The sequence below is a fragment of the Tepidimonas aquatica genome, from assembly GCF_007556585.1.
Taxonomy (GTDB): domain Bacteria; phylum Pseudomonadota; class Gammaproteobacteria; order Burkholderiales; family Burkholderiaceae_C; genus Tepidimonas; species Tepidimonas aquatica.
In genome coordinates this window covers 1-17,554 of the sequence record NZ_VJNA01000017.1, presented here as the reverse complement: position 1 = coordinate 17,554, position 17,554 = coordinate 1, and the positions used below count along the sequence as shown (strand labels likewise).

The window sequence follows — 17,554 nt, the reverse complement described above, 5'->3', positions numbered from 1 at the left end:
CGTGGCACGCGCTGCTGGCCTCAGGCGGCCAGCAGCGCCTTGACTTCGGTCAACGTGGCCGGATCGTACAGCGCCGCCGCCTGCGCCTGCGGGTCGATGCGCTTGGTCAGCCCCAGCAGCACCTTGCCCGGCCCGCATTCGACGATGGCCTGCGCGCCGCGCGCGCGCAGCGCCTGCACGCATTCGACCCAACGCACCGGGCCGGCGGCCTGGCGCACCAGCGCATCGCGGATGCGCGCCGGGTCGGTCTCGACCGCCACGTCGATGTTGTTGACCACCGGGATGCGCGGCGCCTGCAGCGGCACCGTGGCCAGGCGCTCGCGCAGGGCCTCAGCAGCCGGGCGCATCAGGCTCGAATGAAACGGCGCCGACACCGGCAGCGGCAGCGCCCGCTTGGCGCCACGCGCCTTCAGCACCTCGCACGCCTTGGCCACCGCGGCCTTGGAGCCGGCGATCACGGTCTGCGCCGGGTCGTTGAAATTGACCGCCTCGACCACCTCGCCGCTGTCGGGCGCAAAGCTGGCCTGGGCTTCGGCGCAACCGGCGCGCACGGCCTCGGCGTCGAGCCCAAGGATGGCCGCCATCGCACCCGCCCCCACCGGCACCGCCTGCTGCATCGCCTGCGCCCGAAACCGCACCAGCGGCGCCGCATCCGTCAGGCTGAGCGCACCGGCCGCCACCAACGCCGAGTATTCGCCCAGCGAGTGACCGGCCACGGCGATCGGGTCGGCGCCACCTTCGGCTTGCCACACGCGCCATGCGGCCACCCCGGCCACCAGCATCACCGGCTGGGTGTTGGTGGTCAGGGCCAGCGCCTCCTTGGGCCCTTCGTGGATCAGGCGGCCGATGTCCTCGCCCAGCGCGTCGGACGCCTCCTCCAGCGTGGCACGCACCACCGGATGGCCGCCCCAGCCGTCGAGCATGCCAACCGACTGCGAGCCTTGCCCAGGAAAAACGAACGCGAATGCGGTCATCGAAACGACTCCTTGCTCAGTAGCGCACCAGCGCCGAGCCCCACGTGAAGCCGCCGCCCACACCCTCCAGCATCAGCAGCTGGCCGGGTTGGATGCGGCCGGCGCGCACCGCGTGGTCCAACGCCAGCGGGATCGACGCCGCCGAGGTGTTGCCGTGCTGGTCCACGGTGACGACCACACGCTCCATCGGCAGCTTCAGCTTGCGCGCGGTGCTTTGCATGATGCGGATGTTGGCCTGATGCGGAACCAGCCAATCGAGGTCGGTTTCCGTCATGCCCGCCTTGGCCAACGTGGTGCGGGCGGTCTCTTCCAGCACACCGACGGCGAGCTTGAACACCGCCTGCCCGTCCATGCGCAGCAGCGGGTCGCCCAGCACCTGGCCGCCGGCGACCGTGCCCGGCACACACAGTATGCCGGTGTGGCGCCCGTCGGCGTGGATATCGGTGGCCAGCACGCCGGGGCCGCTGCCGTCGTGTTCGGTGGCCTCCAGCACCACGGCGCCCGCGCCGTCGCCGAACAGCACGCAGGTGGTGCGGTCGTCGAAGTTGAGGATGCGCGAAAACACCTCCGCCCCCACCACCAGCGCGCAGCGCGCCGTGCCGGTGCGGATCAACGCATCGGCCACCGTCAGCGCGTAGATGAAGCCGGTGCACACCGCCTGCACGTCGAACGCCGCGGCACCGATCGGCCCGTGCCCGCCTTGCGCCTGCGCGGCCTCGTGCAGCTTGCGCTGCAGGATGGTGGCGGTGGAGGGAAACACCATGTCCGGCGTGGAAGTCGCCACGACGATCAGGTCCACCTCGTGCGGCTGTCGGCCGGCGGCGGCCAGCGCCTGCAGGCTGGCTTGCAGCGCCAGGTCGCTGGCCATCTCGCCATCGGCCGCGAAGTGGCGTGTGCGGATACCGGTGCGCTCGACGATCCACTCGTCGCTGGTCTGTAAGCCCCGCTGCGCCAGCAGCGCGGCCATGTCGTCGTTGGTCAGGCGCCGCGCCGGCAGGTGGCTGCCGGTGCCGGTGATGCGGGCGTACAGGGTCATCGGTGCATCGCGGTTGGGTTGATCGAAGCGGCGCGTCAGTCGCCCGCCGCCGGCGCAGGGACCAGCAGCGGCGCCGCGTGGGCGATGCCCGCCTGCACGCGCTGCAGCAACTGCGCGCCGGCGGCATCATACGCACGCGCCAGCGCGTGCTCGAACGCCAGCGCGTCGGCCGAACCGTGGCTCTTGAACACCAGGCCACGCAGCCCCAGCAGCGCCGCGCCGTTGTAGCGCCGGTGGTCCACCCGGCGCTTGAACGCGCGCAGCACCGGCAAGGCCAGCAACGCCACCAGGCGCGTGTACAGGTTGCGCTCGAATTCCTCGCGCAAAAAGCCCCCCACCATCGACGCCAAGCCTTCGCTGGCTTTGAGCGCGACGTTGCCGACAAAGCCGTCGCACACGACGATGTCGGTGGTGCCTTTGAAGATGTCGTTGCCTTCGACGTTGCCGTGGAAGTTGAGGTCGCCCCGCGCGGCGGCCTCACGCAACAACTGGCCGGCGCGCTTGATGACGTCGTTGCCCTTGATGACCTCTTCGCCGATGTTGAGCAGTCCGACGCTGGGCTGCGCGCGCCCGCCGGTGGCCGCCACCAGCGCCGAGCCCATCAGGGCAAACTGCAGCAAGTGTTCGGCGCTGCAGTCGACGTTGGCGCCCAGGTCCAGCATCGTCGTGGCGCCGCCGCGGGCGTTGGGAATCTGGGTGGCAATGGCGGGGCGGTCAATGCCGTCCAGCGTCTTGAGCACGTAGCGCGCGATGGCCATCAGCGCGCCCGTGTTGCCGGCCGACACGGCGGCGTCGGCTTGGCCGTCACGCACCAGCGTGATGGCCACACGCATCGATGAGTCTTTCTTGCGTCGCAGGGCCACTTCCACCGGGTCGTCCATGGCGACGACCTCGGTGGCCGGCACCACCGAGCAACGACCGTCGACCCACCCTGCAACCTCCCGCAGGGCGTCAGGCAACCCCACCAGCAAGAGGTGAGCGTGCGGGTGGCTTTGCAGGAACGCTCGACAGGCCGGCAGCGTCACCGCCGGGCCGTGGTCGCCCCCCATGCAATCGACGGCGATACGCACCACGTTTGCGCGCAAGAGGCGGATGCGGCACCGCCGCCGACCCGCCCAGGCGGGTGATCAGGCCGAAGCCTTGGACTTGATGACCTGACGGCCACGGTAAAAACCGTTGGGGCTGATGTGGTGGCGCAGGTGCACTTCGCCCGTGGTGGGCTCCACCGCGATGCCGGGCACCGACAACGCCTGGTGCGAGCGGTGCATGCCGCGCTTGGAGGGCGACTTCTTGTTTTGCTGAACGGCCATGATCGAATCCTTACCGTGGGTGGGGCTGACAACGAAACTTCATATTATAGCCTGCCGCCTTTGCGCAAGCTGGCCAGCACCGCAAGCGGTTGGCGCGGCCCGGCGGCCACATCGTCGCCGACTTCGGCATCGGGCAGGCGGTCCACGGCGCCCAAGCGGTCGCCCGCCGCCAACGGCAACGGTGTGGGGCACTGCAGGTGGTGCGGCACCAACGGCGCCGCCAGCAGCAGCTCGTCTTCGATCAGGCCCCGCAGGTCGAAGCGTGGGCCACTGCGCACCAGCAGGTCTTCCTCGCAGTGCTCGTCCTCGGCCTCGGCGGTGGCTTCGTCAGCGACGAACCGAAACCACCGATCCACCTCGAGCGGCTGCCAGTACGGCTCCAGGCAACGCTGGCACACCAACGGCACCGCGCCGTGGATCTGCAGCCGCAGCCACAGCTGCCGTGCCGCCGGCGCGCCACCCAGCGCACGCAGTGCGGCGGCCACCGCCACGGGCGGCTCGCGCCACTCCGCCCAGACGCGCCAGGCCACGCCGGCGTGGTCACGCGCGTCGAGCTCAGGCGCCTCGGCGCGCACGCGCGCCAGGCGGTCGATGGGCTGCCGCCCCTCGAGCCACTGGCCGCTGCGCGCCAGCGTATCAAGGTCGATCCAATCGTGCAGGGCGGTGTCGTGCATGCTACGCATTATCCCCTGGCGGCGCGTGCGATACTTGCCCGCATGGACATCGCCGCGTTGCGCAAAAGTTATGAAAAGGCCGAGCTGAGCGAGGAAGCGTCGCACCCCGACCCGCTGCGCCAGTTCGACCAGTGGCTGCAGGAGGCGATCCGCGCCGAACTGCCCGAACCCAACGCGATGACGCTGGCCACTGTGGGCAGCGACCTGCGGCCCAGCACGCGCGTGGTGCTGATCAAGGGCTACGACGAGCGCGGCATCGTCTGGTACACCAACTACCACAGCCGCAAGGGGCGCGAGCTGGCCGGCAACCCCTACGCCGCGTTGCAGTTCCACTGGGTGGAGCTGGAGCGCGTGGTGCGCATCGAGGGGGTGGCCGAACCCGTCAGCGCCGAAGAAAGCGACACCTACTTCGCCAGCCGGCCGCTGGACCACCGCATTGGCGCGTGGGCCAGCCCGCAAAGCGAGGTGATCGACAGCCGCGCGGTGCTGGTGGCCAACGCCGCCAAGTACGCGGCGCAATTTCTGATGAACCCGCCGCGCCCGCCGCACTGGGGGGGCTACCGGCTCAAGCCCGACCGTTGGGAGTTCTGGCAAGGACGCAAGAGTCGGCTGCACGACCGGCTGCGCTACCGGTGGCACGACGGCCAGTGGATTCGCGAGCGCCTGGCGCCCTGAGCCCTGGCGGTCAAGCGTTGGGTCATCCCCAAGGGCGGATGGCCTGCCCGGCCACCGCGTCCAGCGCGGCGGCATCGACCAGGTGCGGGGCCACCTCGCGCAGGGGCACGAGCACAAACGCGCGCTGCGCCAGACGCGGGTGCGGCACCGTCAGCCACGGCGACGCGATGCGCGCGCCGCCGTACAGCAGCAGGTCCAGGTCCAGCGTGCGCGGGGCGTTGCGGTACGGTCGTTGGCGGCCCGCACGCGCCTCCAGCGCCTGCAACGCTTGCAGCAGCGCCGGCGCCGTCAGGTGCGTGCGCAGCGCCGCCACGGCGTTGCAGTAGTCGGGGCCGTCGGCGTCCACCGGCGCGCTGCGCCACAACCCCGAAGCCGCCACGCAACGGGTCTGCGGCAGCTCGTCGAGCCAACCCAGCGCCGTGCGCAACCGCGCCGCCGCATCGCCCAGGTTGGCCCCCAGGCCCACGTAGGCCACCACCGCGTCACGCATCGGGTGTGGCGGCGCCGGGCGCGGCGCCGTCCCCTTGGCCGCCGCCAGCGGGCTTGCGGCGGCGGCGCCGGCGCTTGCGCGCCGGGGCGCCGTCGCTGGCCTGTGCGTCCTCGCCGTCGCTGGCCTGTGCGTCCTCGCCGGCGGGCGGCGGCGCCTCGGTCGCCGGCGCGGCGGGCACCGCAGGGGGTGCGGTGTCGTCGGCGCGCGCGCGCCGCGTCCGCGCACCCTTGCCACCGCGCTGGGCGCGCTGCTGCTCCAGCCGCACCGCTTCGATCATGTCGCGCCGCACCGGCTCGCTGGCCTGGCTAAACGTCTCCCACCAGTGGGCCAGCTCCTCCTCGACTTCGCCCACCTGCGCGCGCAGGCGCAAAAAGTCGAACCCGGCCCGAAAGCGCGGCGCTTCCACCAGCGTAAACGGCGACTGCCCGGTGCGCTTGTCAAAGCGCGGCTGCATCATCCAGATCTCGCGCATGTCGGCGCCCAGCTTGCCGCGGCCCGACACGTCGCCGATGCGCGCTTCGAACACCTCGTCCACCGCTTCGGCCAGCGCCGGGAAGGTGGGCGTGCCCGCCTGCACCCGGCGCTGCCACACCGCACGCACGTCCTGCCACAGCACGCAAGCCAGCAAAAAGCTCGGTGCCACGGGCTTGCCCTCGGCCACGCGGCGGTCGGTGTCCAGCAGCGCCGCGCGCACAAACGGCTCGTCGGCGCGCTCCACCACCACGTCCAGCAGCGGGTAGATGCCGCGCGCCAGGCCGTTGGCACGCAGCGCTTCGACGCTGGCGATGGCGTGTCCGGTCTGCAGCAACTTGAGCATTTCGTCGAACAGCCGGCTCGGTGGCACGTCGGCCAGCAGGTGCAGGTGGGCCGCCATCGGCGCGCGCGTCTTGGCGTCCAGCTTGAAGCCCAGGCGGCTCAATTTGGCCTCGAAGCGCACCGCGCGGATGATGCGCACCGGGTCCTCGCGATAACGCGTGGCCGGGTCGCCGATCATGCGGATGACGCGCTTGCGCGCGTCGCGGATGCCGTGGTGGAAGTCGACCACGGTCTGCGTTTCCGGGTCATAGTACATGGCGTTGATGGTGAAGTCGCGCCGCGCGGCGTCTTGCTCGATCGGACCCCAGACGTTGTCGCGCAGCACGCGGCCGCTGGCGTCCACCGCCAGCGCCACGCCAGCCAGCGCGCGCTTGCTGCGCTCGTCGCCCACCACCGGCTCGGCCTGGCTGGGGTCGAGATAGGCGCGAAAGGTCGACACCTCGATGACCTCGTGCTCACGTCCGCGCCCAAACACCACGTGCACGATGCGAAAGCGCCGCCCGATGATGAACGCGCGCCGAAACAGCGCCTTGACCTGCTCAGGCGTGGCGTTGGTGGCCACGTCGAAATCCTTGGGCCGCAGGCCCAGCAGCAGGTCGCGCACCGCGCCGCCCACGATGTAGGCCTCGTAGCCAGCGCGCTTGAGCGTGTGCACAACGTCGATGGCACGTCCGTCGACCAGGGAGGGGTCGATGCCGTGCACCGTTGCCGGCACGTCCTCGCGCTTGCCCCACCGGGGGCGGCGCAGCGTGGTGCGCACGGTTTTGTCCAGCAGTTTGTCGATCAGTTTTTTGATCATGGCTTGGGCTCGAACAGATCGAGGATACGCCAACCGCGCTGGCGCGCCAGCGTGCGCAGCGCCGCACTGGGGTTGGTGGCCACGGGCACGTCGGCGTACTGCAGCAGCGGCAGGTCGTTGGTCGAGTCGGAATAAAACGTCAGGTGCGCCTGCTCGCGCGACAGGCCCTGCTGCTGCAGCCACGCCTGCACGCGCTGCACCTTGCCTTCACGAAACGACGGCACGCCGTCGATGCGTCCGGTGATCCAGCCGCTGGCGTCGCGCTGCAGCCGCACGGCGATCAGCTCGTCCACGCCGAGGGCGCGCGCGATCGGGGCAGTGACGAATTCGTTGGTGGCGGTGACAATGGCCACGCGCTCGCCGCGCGCGCGGTGTGCCGCCACCAGCGCGCGCGCCTCGGGGCGCAGCACAGGCTCGATGACTTCGGCCATAAAGCGCGCATGCGCCGCCGCCGCGGCCTGCGGGCCGGCACGGCGGATCGCCTCGGTGGCAAACGCCACGTAAGCATGCACGTCCAGGCGGCCCGCCTGGTAGTCGGCAAAAAAGGCGTCGTTGCGGCGTGCAAACGCCACCGGGTCGGTCCAACCGATGCGGGTGGTGAACACCCCCCACTCGTAGTCCGAGTCCAGCGGCAGCAGCGTGTGGTCCAGGTCGAACAGCGCCACCGGCACACGCCCGGCGGCGTCGTGCGGGGCGGGGGCTGGCGCATGCAGCATCGTCATCGTGGGGTGTCCCTCTGTTCGTGCGCGTCGTCGGCCAACATGGCGCGCAGCAGCGGCACCGTCACCGCCCGCTGGGTGCGCAGCGCGTAGGCATCCAGCCGCTGCAGCAGGTCCATCAGGCTGCCCAGGTCGCGCGCAAACCGCGTCAGCACGTAGTCCAGCACCTCGGGGGGCAGCGCGAAGCCGCGCGCGTGGGCCGCCTGCTGCAGCACCGCGCGGCAAGCGGCTTCCGGCAGCGGCTGCAGCGCCTGCACCTGGCCCCACGCCAGGCGGCTGCGCAGGTCGTCGCGCAACGGCAGTTGCGCCGGCGGCGCGTCACCCGCGGCCAGCACCGGGCGCGGCGCGCCACGGTCGGGCGCCTGGGCATGGACGAACCAGTTGAACGCCGCCGCCTGCCGCAACGGGTCGTAGCGGTGCACATCGTCCAGCACGATGGCAGCCCAGCGCTCGTCGAAAGGCTGTGGTTGGGTGCCGCCAGCGTCCAGCCAGCCCGCGCACTCCCCCTGCTCGGCCAGCGCCTGTGCGGCGGCACGCAGCAGGTGCGTCTTGCCGCTGGCCGGCGGCCCCCATAGGTACAGCGGCACCGCCGGGCGCTGCTGCAGCCACTGGCGCAGCAGCGCCACGGCCGCTTCGTTGCCATCGGGCACAAAGGCTTGCAGCGTGGGCAGCGGCGCCAGCCCCAGGTCGAGCGTCAACTGGCGCACGGCTCACTCCCCGCGCGCGGGCGGCGGGCCGAACAGCGGGCTGCTGAGGTACAGCGCCTGCAGCCGCCGCAGCGCCACCAGCGCCACCGCCGACGCCGGCAGCGCCAGCAACACGCCGACAAAACCGAACAGGTGCCCAAACGCCATCAACGCAAAGATCACCGCCACCGGGTGCAGGCCGATGCGTTCGCCCACCCAGCGCGGGGTGAGTACAAAGCTCTCCAGCACCTGGCCGACGCCATACACCGCCGCCACCGCGGCCACCGACCACGGGTCGGCAAATTGCAGCAGCGCCGCCAGCAGCGCCAACACCAAGCCGACGCCAAAGCCCACGTACGGCACAAACACCGCCAGCCCGGTGAACACCCCCACTGGCAACGCCAGATCCAGCCCCACCAGCCGCAACGCCACCGCGTAGTACACGGCCAGCGCCCCCATCACCAGCAGCTGCCCGCGCAGATACTGCCCCAGCACCGCGTCGGTCTCGGCCCACCAGCTGCCCAGCGCCGCGCGCCAGCGTGGCGGCACCAGCGCCTGCACACGCGCACCCAACGCCGGCCAGTCCAGCAGCAGGTAGTAGGCCACCACCGGCATCAACACCGCGTTGCCCAGCACTGCCACCAGCAGGCTGCCGCCAATGCGCAACGACGACAGCAGGTGCGCCAGCACCTGCTCCTCGTGGCCGCTGAGCAGGCTGCGCAGCAGCTGGCGCACGCCGTCGACGTCGACCGCGATGTCCAGCCCGAGCCGCCGCGCATGCGGCACCAGCCAGGCGTTGAGGCGTTCCAGCAGCGCCGGGATCTGCTCGCGCAACAGCGGCCACTGTTTGACGATGACCGGTACGATGATCAGCACCAGCGCCAGCAGCAACGTGCACACCAGCGCAAGGGCCAACCCCGCCCCCAACCAACGCGGCACGCGGCGCGCGTGCAGCCACTGCACCAGCGGCGCCAGCACGTAGGCCAGCACCAGCGCCAGCAGCAGCGGAAACAGCACCGGCGCCAGCCGCCCCACCAGCCACCACGTGGCCAGCGCCAGGGCCAGCCACGGCAAGGCCTGTTGAAGTTTCAGCGTGGGTGGCATCGGGTCACCGTACAATCGGGCCGGATTGTACCGACCCCATGAACACGACACCCCTTTCCTACAAAGACGCTGGCGTCGACATCGACGCCGGTGACGCGCTGGTGGAGCGCATCAAGCCGCTGGCCAAGCGCACGTTGCGCGAAGGCGTGCTGGCTGGCATCGGCGGCTTTGGCGCGCTGTTCGAAATCCCCAAGCGCTACCGGGAACCGGTGCTGGTCAGCGGCACCGACGGCGTCGGCACCAAGCTCAAGCTGGCGTTCGAGTGGGGCATGCACGACACGGTCGGCATCGACCTGGTGGCCATGAGCGTCAACGACGTCTTGGTGCAAGGGGCCGAGCCGCTGTTTTTTCTGGATTATTTCGCCTGTGGCAAGCTGGATGTGGACACCGCCGCGCGGGTGGTGGCTGGCATCGCGGCGGGCTGCGAGCAGTCGGGCTGCGCGCTCATCGGCGGCGAAACGGCCGAAATGCCCGGCATGTACCCGCCGGGCGAGTACGACCTGGCCGGGTTTTGCGTCGGCGTGGTGGAAAAGTCGCGCATCCTCACCGGCGCTGACGTGCGGGTGGGCGATGTCGTGCTGGGGCTGGCCTCCAACGGCGTGCACTCCAACGGCTTTAGCCTGGTGCGCAAATGCCTGGAACGCGCCGCCGGCAACCTGCCGACCACGCTGGACGGCCGCGCGCTGCGCGACGCGATCATGGCGCCGACCCGCCTGTACGTCAAGCCGGTGTTGGCGGCCCTGCAGCGCCACCCGATCAAGGCACTGGCCCACATCACCGGCGGCGGGCTGCTGGAGAACATCCCGCGCGTGCTGCCGCAGGGGCTGGCCGCGCACCTGGTCCAAGGCAGCTGGCCGCGGTCGGAGCTGTTCGCCTGGCTGCAGCGCGTCGCCGGCATCGACGACCACGAGATGAACCGCACCTTCAACAACGGCATCGGCATGGTGGTCGTCGTCGGTGCCGAGCACGCCGACGCCACCGCAGCGACGCTGCGCGCCCACGGCGAGACGGTTTACACGATCGGCACCATCGCGCCGCGCGGCGATGGCGCGGCGGTGGTGGTGCGCTAACGGCGCGGCGCCCGTCAGCCCAGCCCCTGGCGCAGCGCTTGTACGCGCGCGGCCACCGTGTCGGCGTCGCTGGCGTCGGGCTGGTGGTGCAGGTAGCCCTCCAGGTCAGCCAAGGCACGCTGCGTTTGACCCAGCTCGGCCCACGTCAGGCCGCGGTCGCGCCGCTCGGCCCAGTCGTGCGGCAGCAGGCACACCAGCCGCTCGGTCACCGCCAGCAGGCGCGTCCAGTCGTGCCCGCTGCGGTGGATCTCCTTGAGGTTGCGCAGCACCCGCGCCACGATGTCGCGCGCCGCGGCCGGCTGCAAAAACAGCTCCACCGGCACGTCGAAGTCGTCGATCAGCCCCTGCCGGCGCTTGTACGGCTCGAGCCGTTCGATCAAATCCTCGCGGCTGAGCGACTGGCCGGTAAACGGATCGACGATCACCTGCCCGTGCGGCAGCTGCGCCTTGACCAGGAAGTGCCCGGGGAAATTGATGCCGTCGGCGCGCAGCCCGATGCCGCGCGCCAGCTCCAGCCACAACACCCCCAGCGTGATCGGCAAGCCCCGGCGGCGCTGCAGCACCAGGTGCAGGTAGCTGTTGTCGGGGTCGTAATAATCGTTGATGTTGCCGCCAAAGCCCAGTTCGCGAAAGAAATAGTGGTTCAGCAGGCGCAGCCGGTGCAGCGTGCCGGCGTCGGCGGGCAGGCGGCGGCGCAGGCGCTGCAGCAAACGCTCGACATCGTCCAGCACCGCCTGCAGGTCCAGCTCGGGGTATTCGTCCAGCGCCACCGCAGCCACCGCCTCCAGCAGCGGCAAGCCATCGTCCTGCGCCACCAGCGCGGCAAAGTAGTCCAGCGACGTTGGCGCCTGCGCACTCCATTCCATGGCGCTACTTTCGCACAAATCGGCGCAGCGGCAAACCCAGTGCCGCCAAGGCCCCAAAGTACAGCAGCGCCGCGCCCGCCAGCACCGCCACCAGCCAGCCGATGCGCGCCAGCCGACGCGCCGCGTCCAACCAGTCCAGCGCCTGCTGTGCCCACAACAGGTAGGCCGCCAGCAGCGCCGCCGCCACCCCCACCTGCAAGGCAAAGCGCCTCCAGCCCGGTTGCGGCGTGTAGGCGCCGCGCCGGCGCAACCCCCACAGCAGCCAGCCGGCGTTCAGCAGTGCCCCCAGCCCGATGGCCAGCGCCAAACCCGCGTGCGCCAGGTGCGGCACCAGCAGCGCGTTGAACGCCTGCGTGCACACCAACACGACAATGGCGATGCGCACCGGGGTGCGGATGTCCTGGCGGGCGTAGTAGCCCGGCGCCAGCACCTTGATGGCCACCAGCCCCAACAGGCCGGCGCCGTACCCCATCAGCGCCATCGCGGTCTGGCGCACGTCGGCCACGCCAAACGCGCCGTAGTGGTACAGCACCGCCACCAGCGGCTCGGCCAGCGTCAACAGACCCACCGCGCTGGGCACGGCCAGCAGCACCACCCAGCGCAGGCCCCAATCGAGCAGCTCGCTGTAGCGCGCGCCGTCACCGCTGGCCTGCGCCGCGGCCAACTGCGGCAGCAGCACCACGCCCAGCGCCACGCCCAGCAGCGCGGTCGGAAATTCCATCAGCCGGTCGGCGTAGGTCAGCCACGACACGCTGCCGGGCGTCAGGTGCGAGGCGATCTGGGTGTTGATCAGCAGCGAAACCTGCGCCACCCCCACGCCCAGCAGCGCTGGCGCCATCAGCGCCAGGATGCGCCGCGTGCCGGGGTGCTGCCAGCCCGCGCGCAGCCCCGCCGGGCGCAGGCGCAAGCGCGGCAGCACACCCAGCCGCGCCAGCGCCGGGATCTGCAGCCCCAGCTGCAACACCCCACCCAACATCACGCCACCGGCCAGCGCGTAGATCGGCTCGACCCCGCGCTGACCGAGCCACGGCGCGCCCCACGCGGCGGCGGCGATCATGGCCACGTTGAGCAGCACCGGCGTGGCCGCCGGCACCGCGTAACGCCGCCAGGTATTGAGGATGCCAGCGCTGAGCGCCACCAGCGACATGAAGCCGATGTAGGGAAACATCCAGCGCGTCAGCACCACCGCCACCTCGAACCCCTGCGGCGTTTGCCGCAAGCCCGCGGCCATGGCCCACACCAGCAGCGGCGCGGCCAGCACGCCCAGCAGCGACGTCACCAGCAACGCTGCCACCAGCACGGTGGCCACGTGGTCGATCAGAGCGCGCGTGGCCGCGTCGCCCTGCTGCGTGCGCGTGGCCGCCAGCACCGGCACGAACGCCTGCGAAAACGCCCCTTCAGCAAACAGCCGCCGCAGCAGGTTGGGGATGCGAAACGCTACGTTGAAGGCGTCGGTCAGGGCACTGGCGCCAAAGGTGGCGGCGATCAACAGCTCGCGCGCCAGCCCCGTGACGCGCGACGCCAGCGTCCACAACGACACGACGGAAGCGGATTTGAACAGCGACATCGGCGCCAGTGTAGCGGCGCGCCTACAATGGCTGCCACCATGGCCCTGCTCAACGCCGACTTGCACTGCCACTCCACCGTCTCGGACGGCACGCTGGAACCCGAAGCGCTGGCCGCGCGCGCCCACGCCAACGGCGTCGAGCTGTGGGCGCTGACCGACCACGACGAAGTGGGCGGCCAGCACCGCGCCGCCGCCGCCGCGCGGGCGCTGGGCCTGCCGTACCTGTGCGGGGTGGAAATTTCCGTCACCTTCGCGGGGCTGACGGTGCACATCGTCGGGCTGGGCATCGACCCGGACGATGCGCAGCTCGTGCAGGGCCTGGCCGCCACGCGCGGCGGGCGCGAGCGCCGCGCGCGCGCGATGGCCGAACAACTTGCCGCCGTCGGCATCCGCGGCGCGTTCGAAGGCGCGCTGCGCTACGTCGGCAACCCAGAGCTGATCTCACGCACCCACTTTGCGCGCTACCTGGTCGAGACCGGCGTGTGCAGCGACACGCACGAGGTGTTTCGCCGCTTTCTGACCGAGGGCAAGCCCGGCTTCGTCGAACACCAATGGGCCCGGCTGGGCGATGCGGTGCGCTGGATCCGTGACGCCGGTGGTATCGCCGTGCTGGCCCACCCGGCGCGCTACGCCCACCCCACCCCAACGCACGAGTACGCACTGTTGGCCGAGTTCAAAGCGCACGGTGGGCAGGCACTCGAAGTCGTCACCGGCAGCCACAGCAGCGCCGAGATCGCGCGCTACGCCGACTTGGCGCTGGAGTTTGGGCTGGCAGCCTCGCGCGGCAGCGACTTTCACAGCCCCGCCGAATCGCACTGCGACCTGGGGGCGCTGCCGTATCTGGATGGACGCCTGACCCCGGTGTGGGAGCTGCTGGCCCACCGCGTGCTGCACTGAACACGGCGCGTCCACCATGGCCCAACGGTTCGAGCTGCACCCGGTCAACCCGCAGCCGCGTCTGCTGCGCCAAGCCGTGCAGGCGCTGCAAGGCGGCGGCGTGCTGGCCGTGCCGACCGACTCCAGCTACGCGCTGGTGTGCCACCTGGACGACAAAGCGGCGGTGGAGCGGCTGCGCCGCATCCGTGGCGTCGACGAACGCCACCACCTGACGCTGCTGTGCCGTGACCTGTCGGAGCTGGCGCAGTACGCCCGCGTCGACAACCGTCAGTACCGCCTGCTCAAGGTCGCCACGCCGGGGCCGTACACCTTCATCCTCGAAGCCACCAAGGAAGTGCCGCGGCGCGTCAGCCACCCGGCGCGCAAAACCATCGGGCTGCGCGTGCCCGACCACGCAGTGACGCTGGCGCTGCTGCAACTGCACGGCGCGCCGCTGCTGGCCACCACGCTGCTGCTGCCCGGCGACGACACCCCGCTGAACGACGCGCACGCCATCCAGGCACGGCTGCAGCACGAGCTGGCCGCGGTGCTGGATGCCGGCGCCTGCCCTGCCGAGCCGACCACGGTGGTGGACCTCACCCCCATGGGGCGCGGCGACGATCCGGTGGTCATCCGCCACGGACGCGGGGCGCTGGCGGCCTTGGGCCTGGCCTGACCCGAGCGGCTGCGACAATACGCGCATGGACCTCGCCGCGTTGATCCAAACCATCGCCGTGTACGCGCTGCCGGTGCTGTTCGCCATCACCGTGCACGAAGCCGCGCACGGCTACGCCGCACGCCACTTCGGTGACCCCACGGCCGAGCGGCTGGGCCGCATCACACTCAACCCGTTGCCGCACATCGACCCCATCGGCACCGTGCTGATGCCGCTGCTGCTGTACGTTGCGACGGCAGGCAACTTTTTGTTTGGCTACGCCAAACCGGTGCCGGTGGACTTTGGGCGGCTGCGCCACCCCAAGCGCGACATGGTCTGGGTGGCGCTGGCCGGCCCGGGCGCCAACCTGGCGCAGGCGCTGCTGTGGGCGGCGCTGAGCTACCTGCTTGCGGCGCTGGCCATCGAAGAGCCGTTCTTTCACAGCATGGCGCGCGCCGGCGTGCTGGTCAACGTGGTGATGTTCGCCTTCAACCTGTTTCCGCTGCCGCCGCTGGACGGCGGACGCATCCTGGTGGGCCTGCTGCCGCTGCGCCAGGCGCTGGCGCTGTCGCGCGTGGAGCCGTACGGCTTTTTTATCGTGATGGCGTTGGTCATCACCGGTGTCGTCAGCGCGCTGTGGCTGCGCCCGCTGATGCAGTTGACCCTGCAGGCCATCCAGCTGGTGCTGGCGCCGCTGCGCTGGCTGCTGTTCTGACGCCCTACCCCATCTGTCGTCTGTTCCGATCATGCCAACCCCCGCAACCGTGCGCGTCCTCACCGGCATCAAGCCCTCGGGCACCCCCCACCTGGGCAACTACGTCGGGGCCATTCGCCCCACCGTGCGCGCCAGCCGCGAGCCGGGCATCGAAAGCTTTCTGTTCCTGGCCGATTACCACGCCCTCATCTCCACCCACGACCCGGTGCGCGTGCAGCGCTCGACGCTGGACATCGCCGCCACCTGGATCGCCTGTGGGCTGGACCCCGAGCGCGTGACGTTTTACCGCCAGTCCGACATCCCGGAAATCCCGGAACTCACCTGGCTGCTGTCGTGCGTGTGCGGCAAGGGGCTGCTCAACCGCGCCCACGCCTACAAGGCCGCGGTGGACAAAAACCTCGCCGATGGGCGCGACCCCGACGACGGCGTGACGATGGGGCTGTTCATGTACCCGGTGCTGATGGCGGCCGACATCCTGATGTTCAACGCCCACCGCGTGCCCGTGGGGCGCGACCAGATCCAGCACGTGGAAATGGCGCGTGACCTGGCCGCCAGCTTCAACCACCGTTACGGCGAACACTTCACGCTGCCGGAGGCGATCATCGACGAGCAGGTGGCCACGCTGCCCGGCCTGGACGGGCGCAAGATGAGCAAGAGCTACGACAACGTCATTCCGCTGTTTGCGCCGCGCGAGCAACTGCGTCGCCTCATCATGGGCATCGTCACCGACTCGCGCGCCCCCGGCGAGCCCAAACCCACCGAGGGCAACGCCGTGTTTCAGCTGTACCAGGCGTTCGCCAGCGCCGACGAAACCGCGCAGTTCGCGCGCGACCTGGCCGCCGGCATCGCCTGGAGCGAAGCCAAGCAGCGCCTGTTCGAACGCATCGACCGCGAAATCGCGCCGCTGCGCGCCACCTACGATGACTTGATGGCCGACCCGGCGCGGGTCGAGGCGATGCTGCAAGCCGGTGCCGCCAAAGCGCGCGCAGTGGCCACCCCGCTGGCGCAGCGGTTGCGGCGCGCGGTGGGGCTGCGCTCGTTGGCCGACCTGGCCGCTGCACCCACGCCTGAGCCCGCGGCCAAAGCCGCGCGGCCCGTGTTCAAACAGTACCGCGAAGCCGACGGGCGGTTTTACTTCAAGCTCACCGACGCCAAAGGCCACCTGCTGCTGCAAAGCACGGGCTTCGAGTCCCCGCGCCAGGCCGGCCAGGCGGTGGCGCGGCTCAAAGCCGAGGGCTGGGCCGCCTGCCCCGACCTGCACGCGCAGGTGACGGTCCACGCCGACGCCGAACACGTCGAAGCCGCGCTGGCGCTGCTGCGCGACGCCTGAACCAGTCCGCGGCCTGCTACAATGCAGGGCTTCGGTTCGACCGCGGAGAGATGGCAGAGTGGTCGAATGCGCCGGACTCGAAATCCGGTATACGGGTCTTCCCCGTATCGAGGGTTCGAATCCCTCTCTCTCCGCCACCGCTGGCGCCGCCGCTGCGGCGCCGAGGCTGTCTCAGCCGCCGGACGCCCTCCCAAGCCACAGCCTGTCGCCGGCCGCGGCTAACCCCCTCGCCCAGCCCAACCACATGCTGCGCCCCCGGCGGCGCAGCGCGCCGCTGTCCCCGTGGGTCGTGACTGTGTTACAAAGCCAAGGTGCAGCGTAACGCAGGCTGCACTGCCGATCCCTCGTCCTTCGACCATGTGGAATTCCTTGCGTGCGCGGCTTTGGTTGATCGTCGCCTTGGCGGTGGTGCCGCTGTTGGCGTTGTCGTACCTGGACCACCAGCGCCAGCGGCAGCAGGCGGTGGCGGCCATCGCGGCCGAGGTGCACGCCGTGCGCGCGGCGGTACTGGCGCGCGAGCGGGACGTGCAAGCCGAGCTGCGGCGCGTGCTGACGATGATGTCGCGTGCGGACGAAGTCTCCGACGCCGCCCCTGCCGCCTGCAACGACCTGGCCGCGCGGCTGATGCTGGTGTACCCCACGTTCAACAACCTTGGGGCCGTACGTCCCGATGGCACGGTGTTTTGCAGCGGCCGTCCTGCGCCACCAGGGACAACGTTGCCGGTGCGTGTCAACGACCGCGCATGGTTCCAGGCCACGCTGCAGGCCCACGACATGACCGCGGGCGAGCTGGTCGTGGGCCGCATCAGCGGTCACCGTGGCCTCGTGTACGGCTACCCCGTGCGCGACGACCAGGGCACCCTGCAAATGGCCTTGTTTGCCGCGCTGCAAAAGGAGTGGTTCGACGACCTGGTGCGCGCTTCCAGCCTGCCACCCGGCTGGCAAGCCCACGTCGTCGACGATGAGGGGTTCGTGCTGAGCTCGATGCCCGGCTCCGACACGGCAGCGCTGCAGCAGCTGTTTGTGCAACTGCGCCGCGCCGACCCAGCGCACGCGGTGGCTGAGTGTCAGGTCCCGGACGATTGCATTGATCCGCGACGTCGTGCATTATTCATAGGTCGCGAGACGATGCGTGAGCTGATCGAGGAACTACGGAGGCAAAAGTCATGATGGTTCGACTGCACAAGAACGC

19 protein-coding genes and 1 tRNA gene are annotated in these 17,554 nt (G+C 70.6%); 8 read left to right on the top strand and 12 right to left on the bottom strand.

The window, feature by feature from the left end; translation table 11 throughout:
• Window positions 1-20 precede the first annotated feature (20 nt).
• From fabD to Taqua_RS07800, 5 genes are read right to left on the bottom strand one after another with little or no spacing between them, the layout of a single operon-like run.
• Window positions 21-974, bottom strand: coding sequence for an ACP S-malonyltransferase (fabD, locus tag Taqua_RS07820; protein ID WP_144326149.1), 954 nt, complete (start codon window positions 972-974; stop codon window positions 21-23).
• Between the two features lie 16 nt (window positions 975-990).
• Window positions 991-2,010 carry a beta-ketoacyl-ACP synthase III gene (locus Taqua_RS07815; RefSeq protein WP_144326148.1) on the bottom strand — a complete coding sequence of 340 codons (1,020 nt, stop codon included), beginning with the start codon at window positions 2,008-2,010 and terminating at the stop codon, window positions 991-993.
• A 35-nt stretch (window positions 2,011-2,045) separates the two neighbouring features.
• Window positions 2,046-3,083 carry a phosphate acyltransferase PlsX gene (gene plsX / locus Taqua_RS07810; RefSeq protein WP_144326147.1) on the bottom strand — a complete coding sequence of 346 codons (1,038 nt, stop codon included), beginning with the start codon at window positions 3,081-3,083 and terminating at the stop codon, window positions 2,046-2,048.
• Window positions 3,084-3,137: 54 nt separating this feature from the next.
• Window positions 3,138-3,320: a 50S ribosomal protein L32 gene (gene rpmF / locus Taqua_RS07805; RefSeq protein ID WP_132961972.1), complete on the bottom strand. Its 183-nt coding sequence runs from the start codon at window positions 3,318-3,320 to the stop codon at window positions 3,138-3,140.
• Window positions 3,321-3,364: 44 nt separating this feature from the next.
• Entirely contained in the window at window positions 3,365-3,994 is a 630-nt protein-coding gene (locus Taqua_RS07800) for a YceD family protein (RefSeq protein ID WP_144326146.1), read from the bottom strand.
• Window positions 3,995-4,036: 42 nt separating this feature from the next.
• Between Taqua_RS07800 and pdxH the strand changes: the two genes are divergently transcribed.
• Window positions 4,037-4,669: a pyridoxamine 5'-phosphate oxidase gene (gene pdxH, locus Taqua_RS07795; RefSeq protein ID WP_144326145.1), complete on the top strand. Its 633-nt coding sequence runs from the start codon at window positions 4,037-4,039 to the stop codon at window positions 4,667-4,669.
• Between the two features lie 22 nt (window positions 4,670-4,691).
• On the opposite strand, the gene folK is transcribed toward pdxH, so the two are convergent.
• The 5 genes from folK to Taqua_RS07770 are packed head-to-tail and all read right to left on the bottom strand — an operon-like array spanning window position 4,692 to window position 9,283.
• Window positions 4,692-5,159 (bottom strand): 2-amino-4-hydroxy-6-hydroxymethyldihydropteridine diphosphokinase, encoded by a 468-nt coding sequence (gene folK, locus Taqua_RS07790; protein WP_144326144.1) that lies wholly within the window; start codon window positions 5,157-5,159, stop codon window positions 4,692-4,694.
• Window positions 5,152-6,774 (bottom strand): polynucleotide adenylyltransferase PcnB, encoded by a 1,623-nt coding sequence (pcnB, locus tag Taqua_RS07785; RefSeq protein WP_144326143.1) that lies wholly within the window; start codon window positions 6,772-6,774, stop codon window positions 5,152-5,154. Before pcnB ends, folK begins: the two co-directional genes overlap by 8 nt.
• Complete coding sequence (locus Taqua_RS07780) at window positions 6,771-7,496, bottom strand: HAD family hydrolase (RefSeq protein WP_246094658.1); 726 nt, start codon at window positions 7,494-7,496, stop codon at window positions 6,771-6,773. The genes pcnB and Taqua_RS07780 overlap by 4 nt, the downstream gene beginning before the upstream one ends.
• Window positions 7,493-8,200 carry a DnaA regulatory inactivator Hda gene (hda, locus tag Taqua_RS07775; protein WP_144326142.1) on the bottom strand — a complete coding sequence of 236 codons (708 nt, stop codon included), beginning with the start codon at window positions 8,198-8,200 and terminating at the stop codon, window positions 7,493-7,495. Before hda ends, Taqua_RS07780 begins: the two co-directional genes overlap by 4 nt.
• 3 nt (window positions 8,201-8,203) lie before the next feature.
• Window positions 8,204-9,283 (bottom strand): AI-2E family transporter, encoded by a 1,080-nt coding sequence (locus tag Taqua_RS07770; RefSeq protein WP_144326141.1) that lies wholly within the window; start codon window positions 9,281-9,283, stop codon window positions 8,204-8,206.
• A 38-nt stretch (window positions 9,284-9,321) separates the two neighbouring features.
• Here Taqua_RS07770 and purM point away from each other — a divergent pair, with 38 nt between their 5' ends.
• Window positions 9,322-10,353, top strand: a complete 1,032-nt coding sequence (purM, locus tag Taqua_RS07765) for a phosphoribosylformylglycinamidine cyclo-ligase (RefSeq protein WP_144326140.1) — start codon at window positions 9,322-9,324, stop codon at window positions 10,351-10,353.
• Between the two features lie 14 nt (window positions 10,354-10,367).
• On the opposite strand, the gene Taqua_RS07760 is transcribed toward purM, so the two are convergent.
• A complete protein-coding gene (locus Taqua_RS07760) occupies window positions 10,368-11,219 on the bottom strand; it encodes a SirB1 family protein (RefSeq protein ID WP_144326139.1) in 852 nt (283 codons plus the stop codon).
• A 4-nt stretch (window positions 11,220-11,223) separates the two neighbouring features.
• Window positions 11,224-12,786: a murein biosynthesis integral membrane protein MurJ gene (murJ, locus tag Taqua_RS07755; protein WP_144326138.1), complete on the bottom strand. Its 1,563-nt coding sequence runs from the start codon at window positions 12,784-12,786 to the stop codon at window positions 11,224-11,226.
• 39 nt (window positions 12,787-12,825) lie between these two features.
• Between murJ and Taqua_RS07750 the strand changes: the two genes are divergently transcribed.
• The 6 genes from Taqua_RS07750 (at window position 12,826) to Taqua_RS07725 (ending at window position 17,532) form a co-directional block, all read left to right on the top strand.
• Window positions 12,826-13,683 (top strand): 3',5'-nucleoside bisphosphate phosphatase, encoded by an 858-nt coding sequence (locus tag Taqua_RS07750; protein ID WP_144326137.1) that lies wholly within the window; start codon window positions 12,826-12,828, stop codon window positions 13,681-13,683.
• A 16-nt stretch (window positions 13,684-13,699) separates the two neighbouring features.
• Window positions 13,700-14,338: an L-threonylcarbamoyladenylate synthase gene (locus tag Taqua_RS07745; RefSeq protein ID WP_144326136.1), complete on the top strand. Its 639-nt coding sequence runs from the start codon at window positions 13,700-13,702 to the stop codon at window positions 14,336-14,338.
• A gap of 25 nt (window positions 14,339-14,363) precedes the next feature.
• Window positions 14,364-15,032 carry a site-2 protease family protein gene (locus tag Taqua_RS07740; RefSeq protein ID WP_144326135.1) on the top strand — a complete coding sequence of 223 codons (669 nt, stop codon included), beginning with the start codon at window positions 14,364-14,366 and terminating at the stop codon, window positions 15,030-15,032.
• 31 nt (window positions 15,033-15,063) lie between these two features.
• Window positions 15,064-16,362 carry a tryptophan--tRNA ligase gene (locus tag Taqua_RS07735; RefSeq protein ID WP_144326134.1) on the top strand — a complete coding sequence of 433 codons (1,299 nt, stop codon included), beginning with the start codon at window positions 15,064-15,066 and terminating at the stop codon, window positions 16,360-16,362.
• A 44-nt stretch (window positions 16,363-16,406) separates the two neighbouring features.
• Window positions 16,407-16,499: transfer RNA gene (locus tag Taqua_RS07730), tRNA-Ser, on the top strand.
• A gap of 220 nt (window positions 16,500-16,719) precedes the next feature.
• Window positions 16,720-17,532, top strand: coding sequence for a cache domain-containing protein (locus Taqua_RS07725; protein WP_144326133.1), 813 nt, complete (start codon window positions 16,720-16,722; stop codon window positions 17,530-17,532).
• Window positions 17,533-17,554 lie beyond the last annotated feature (22 nt).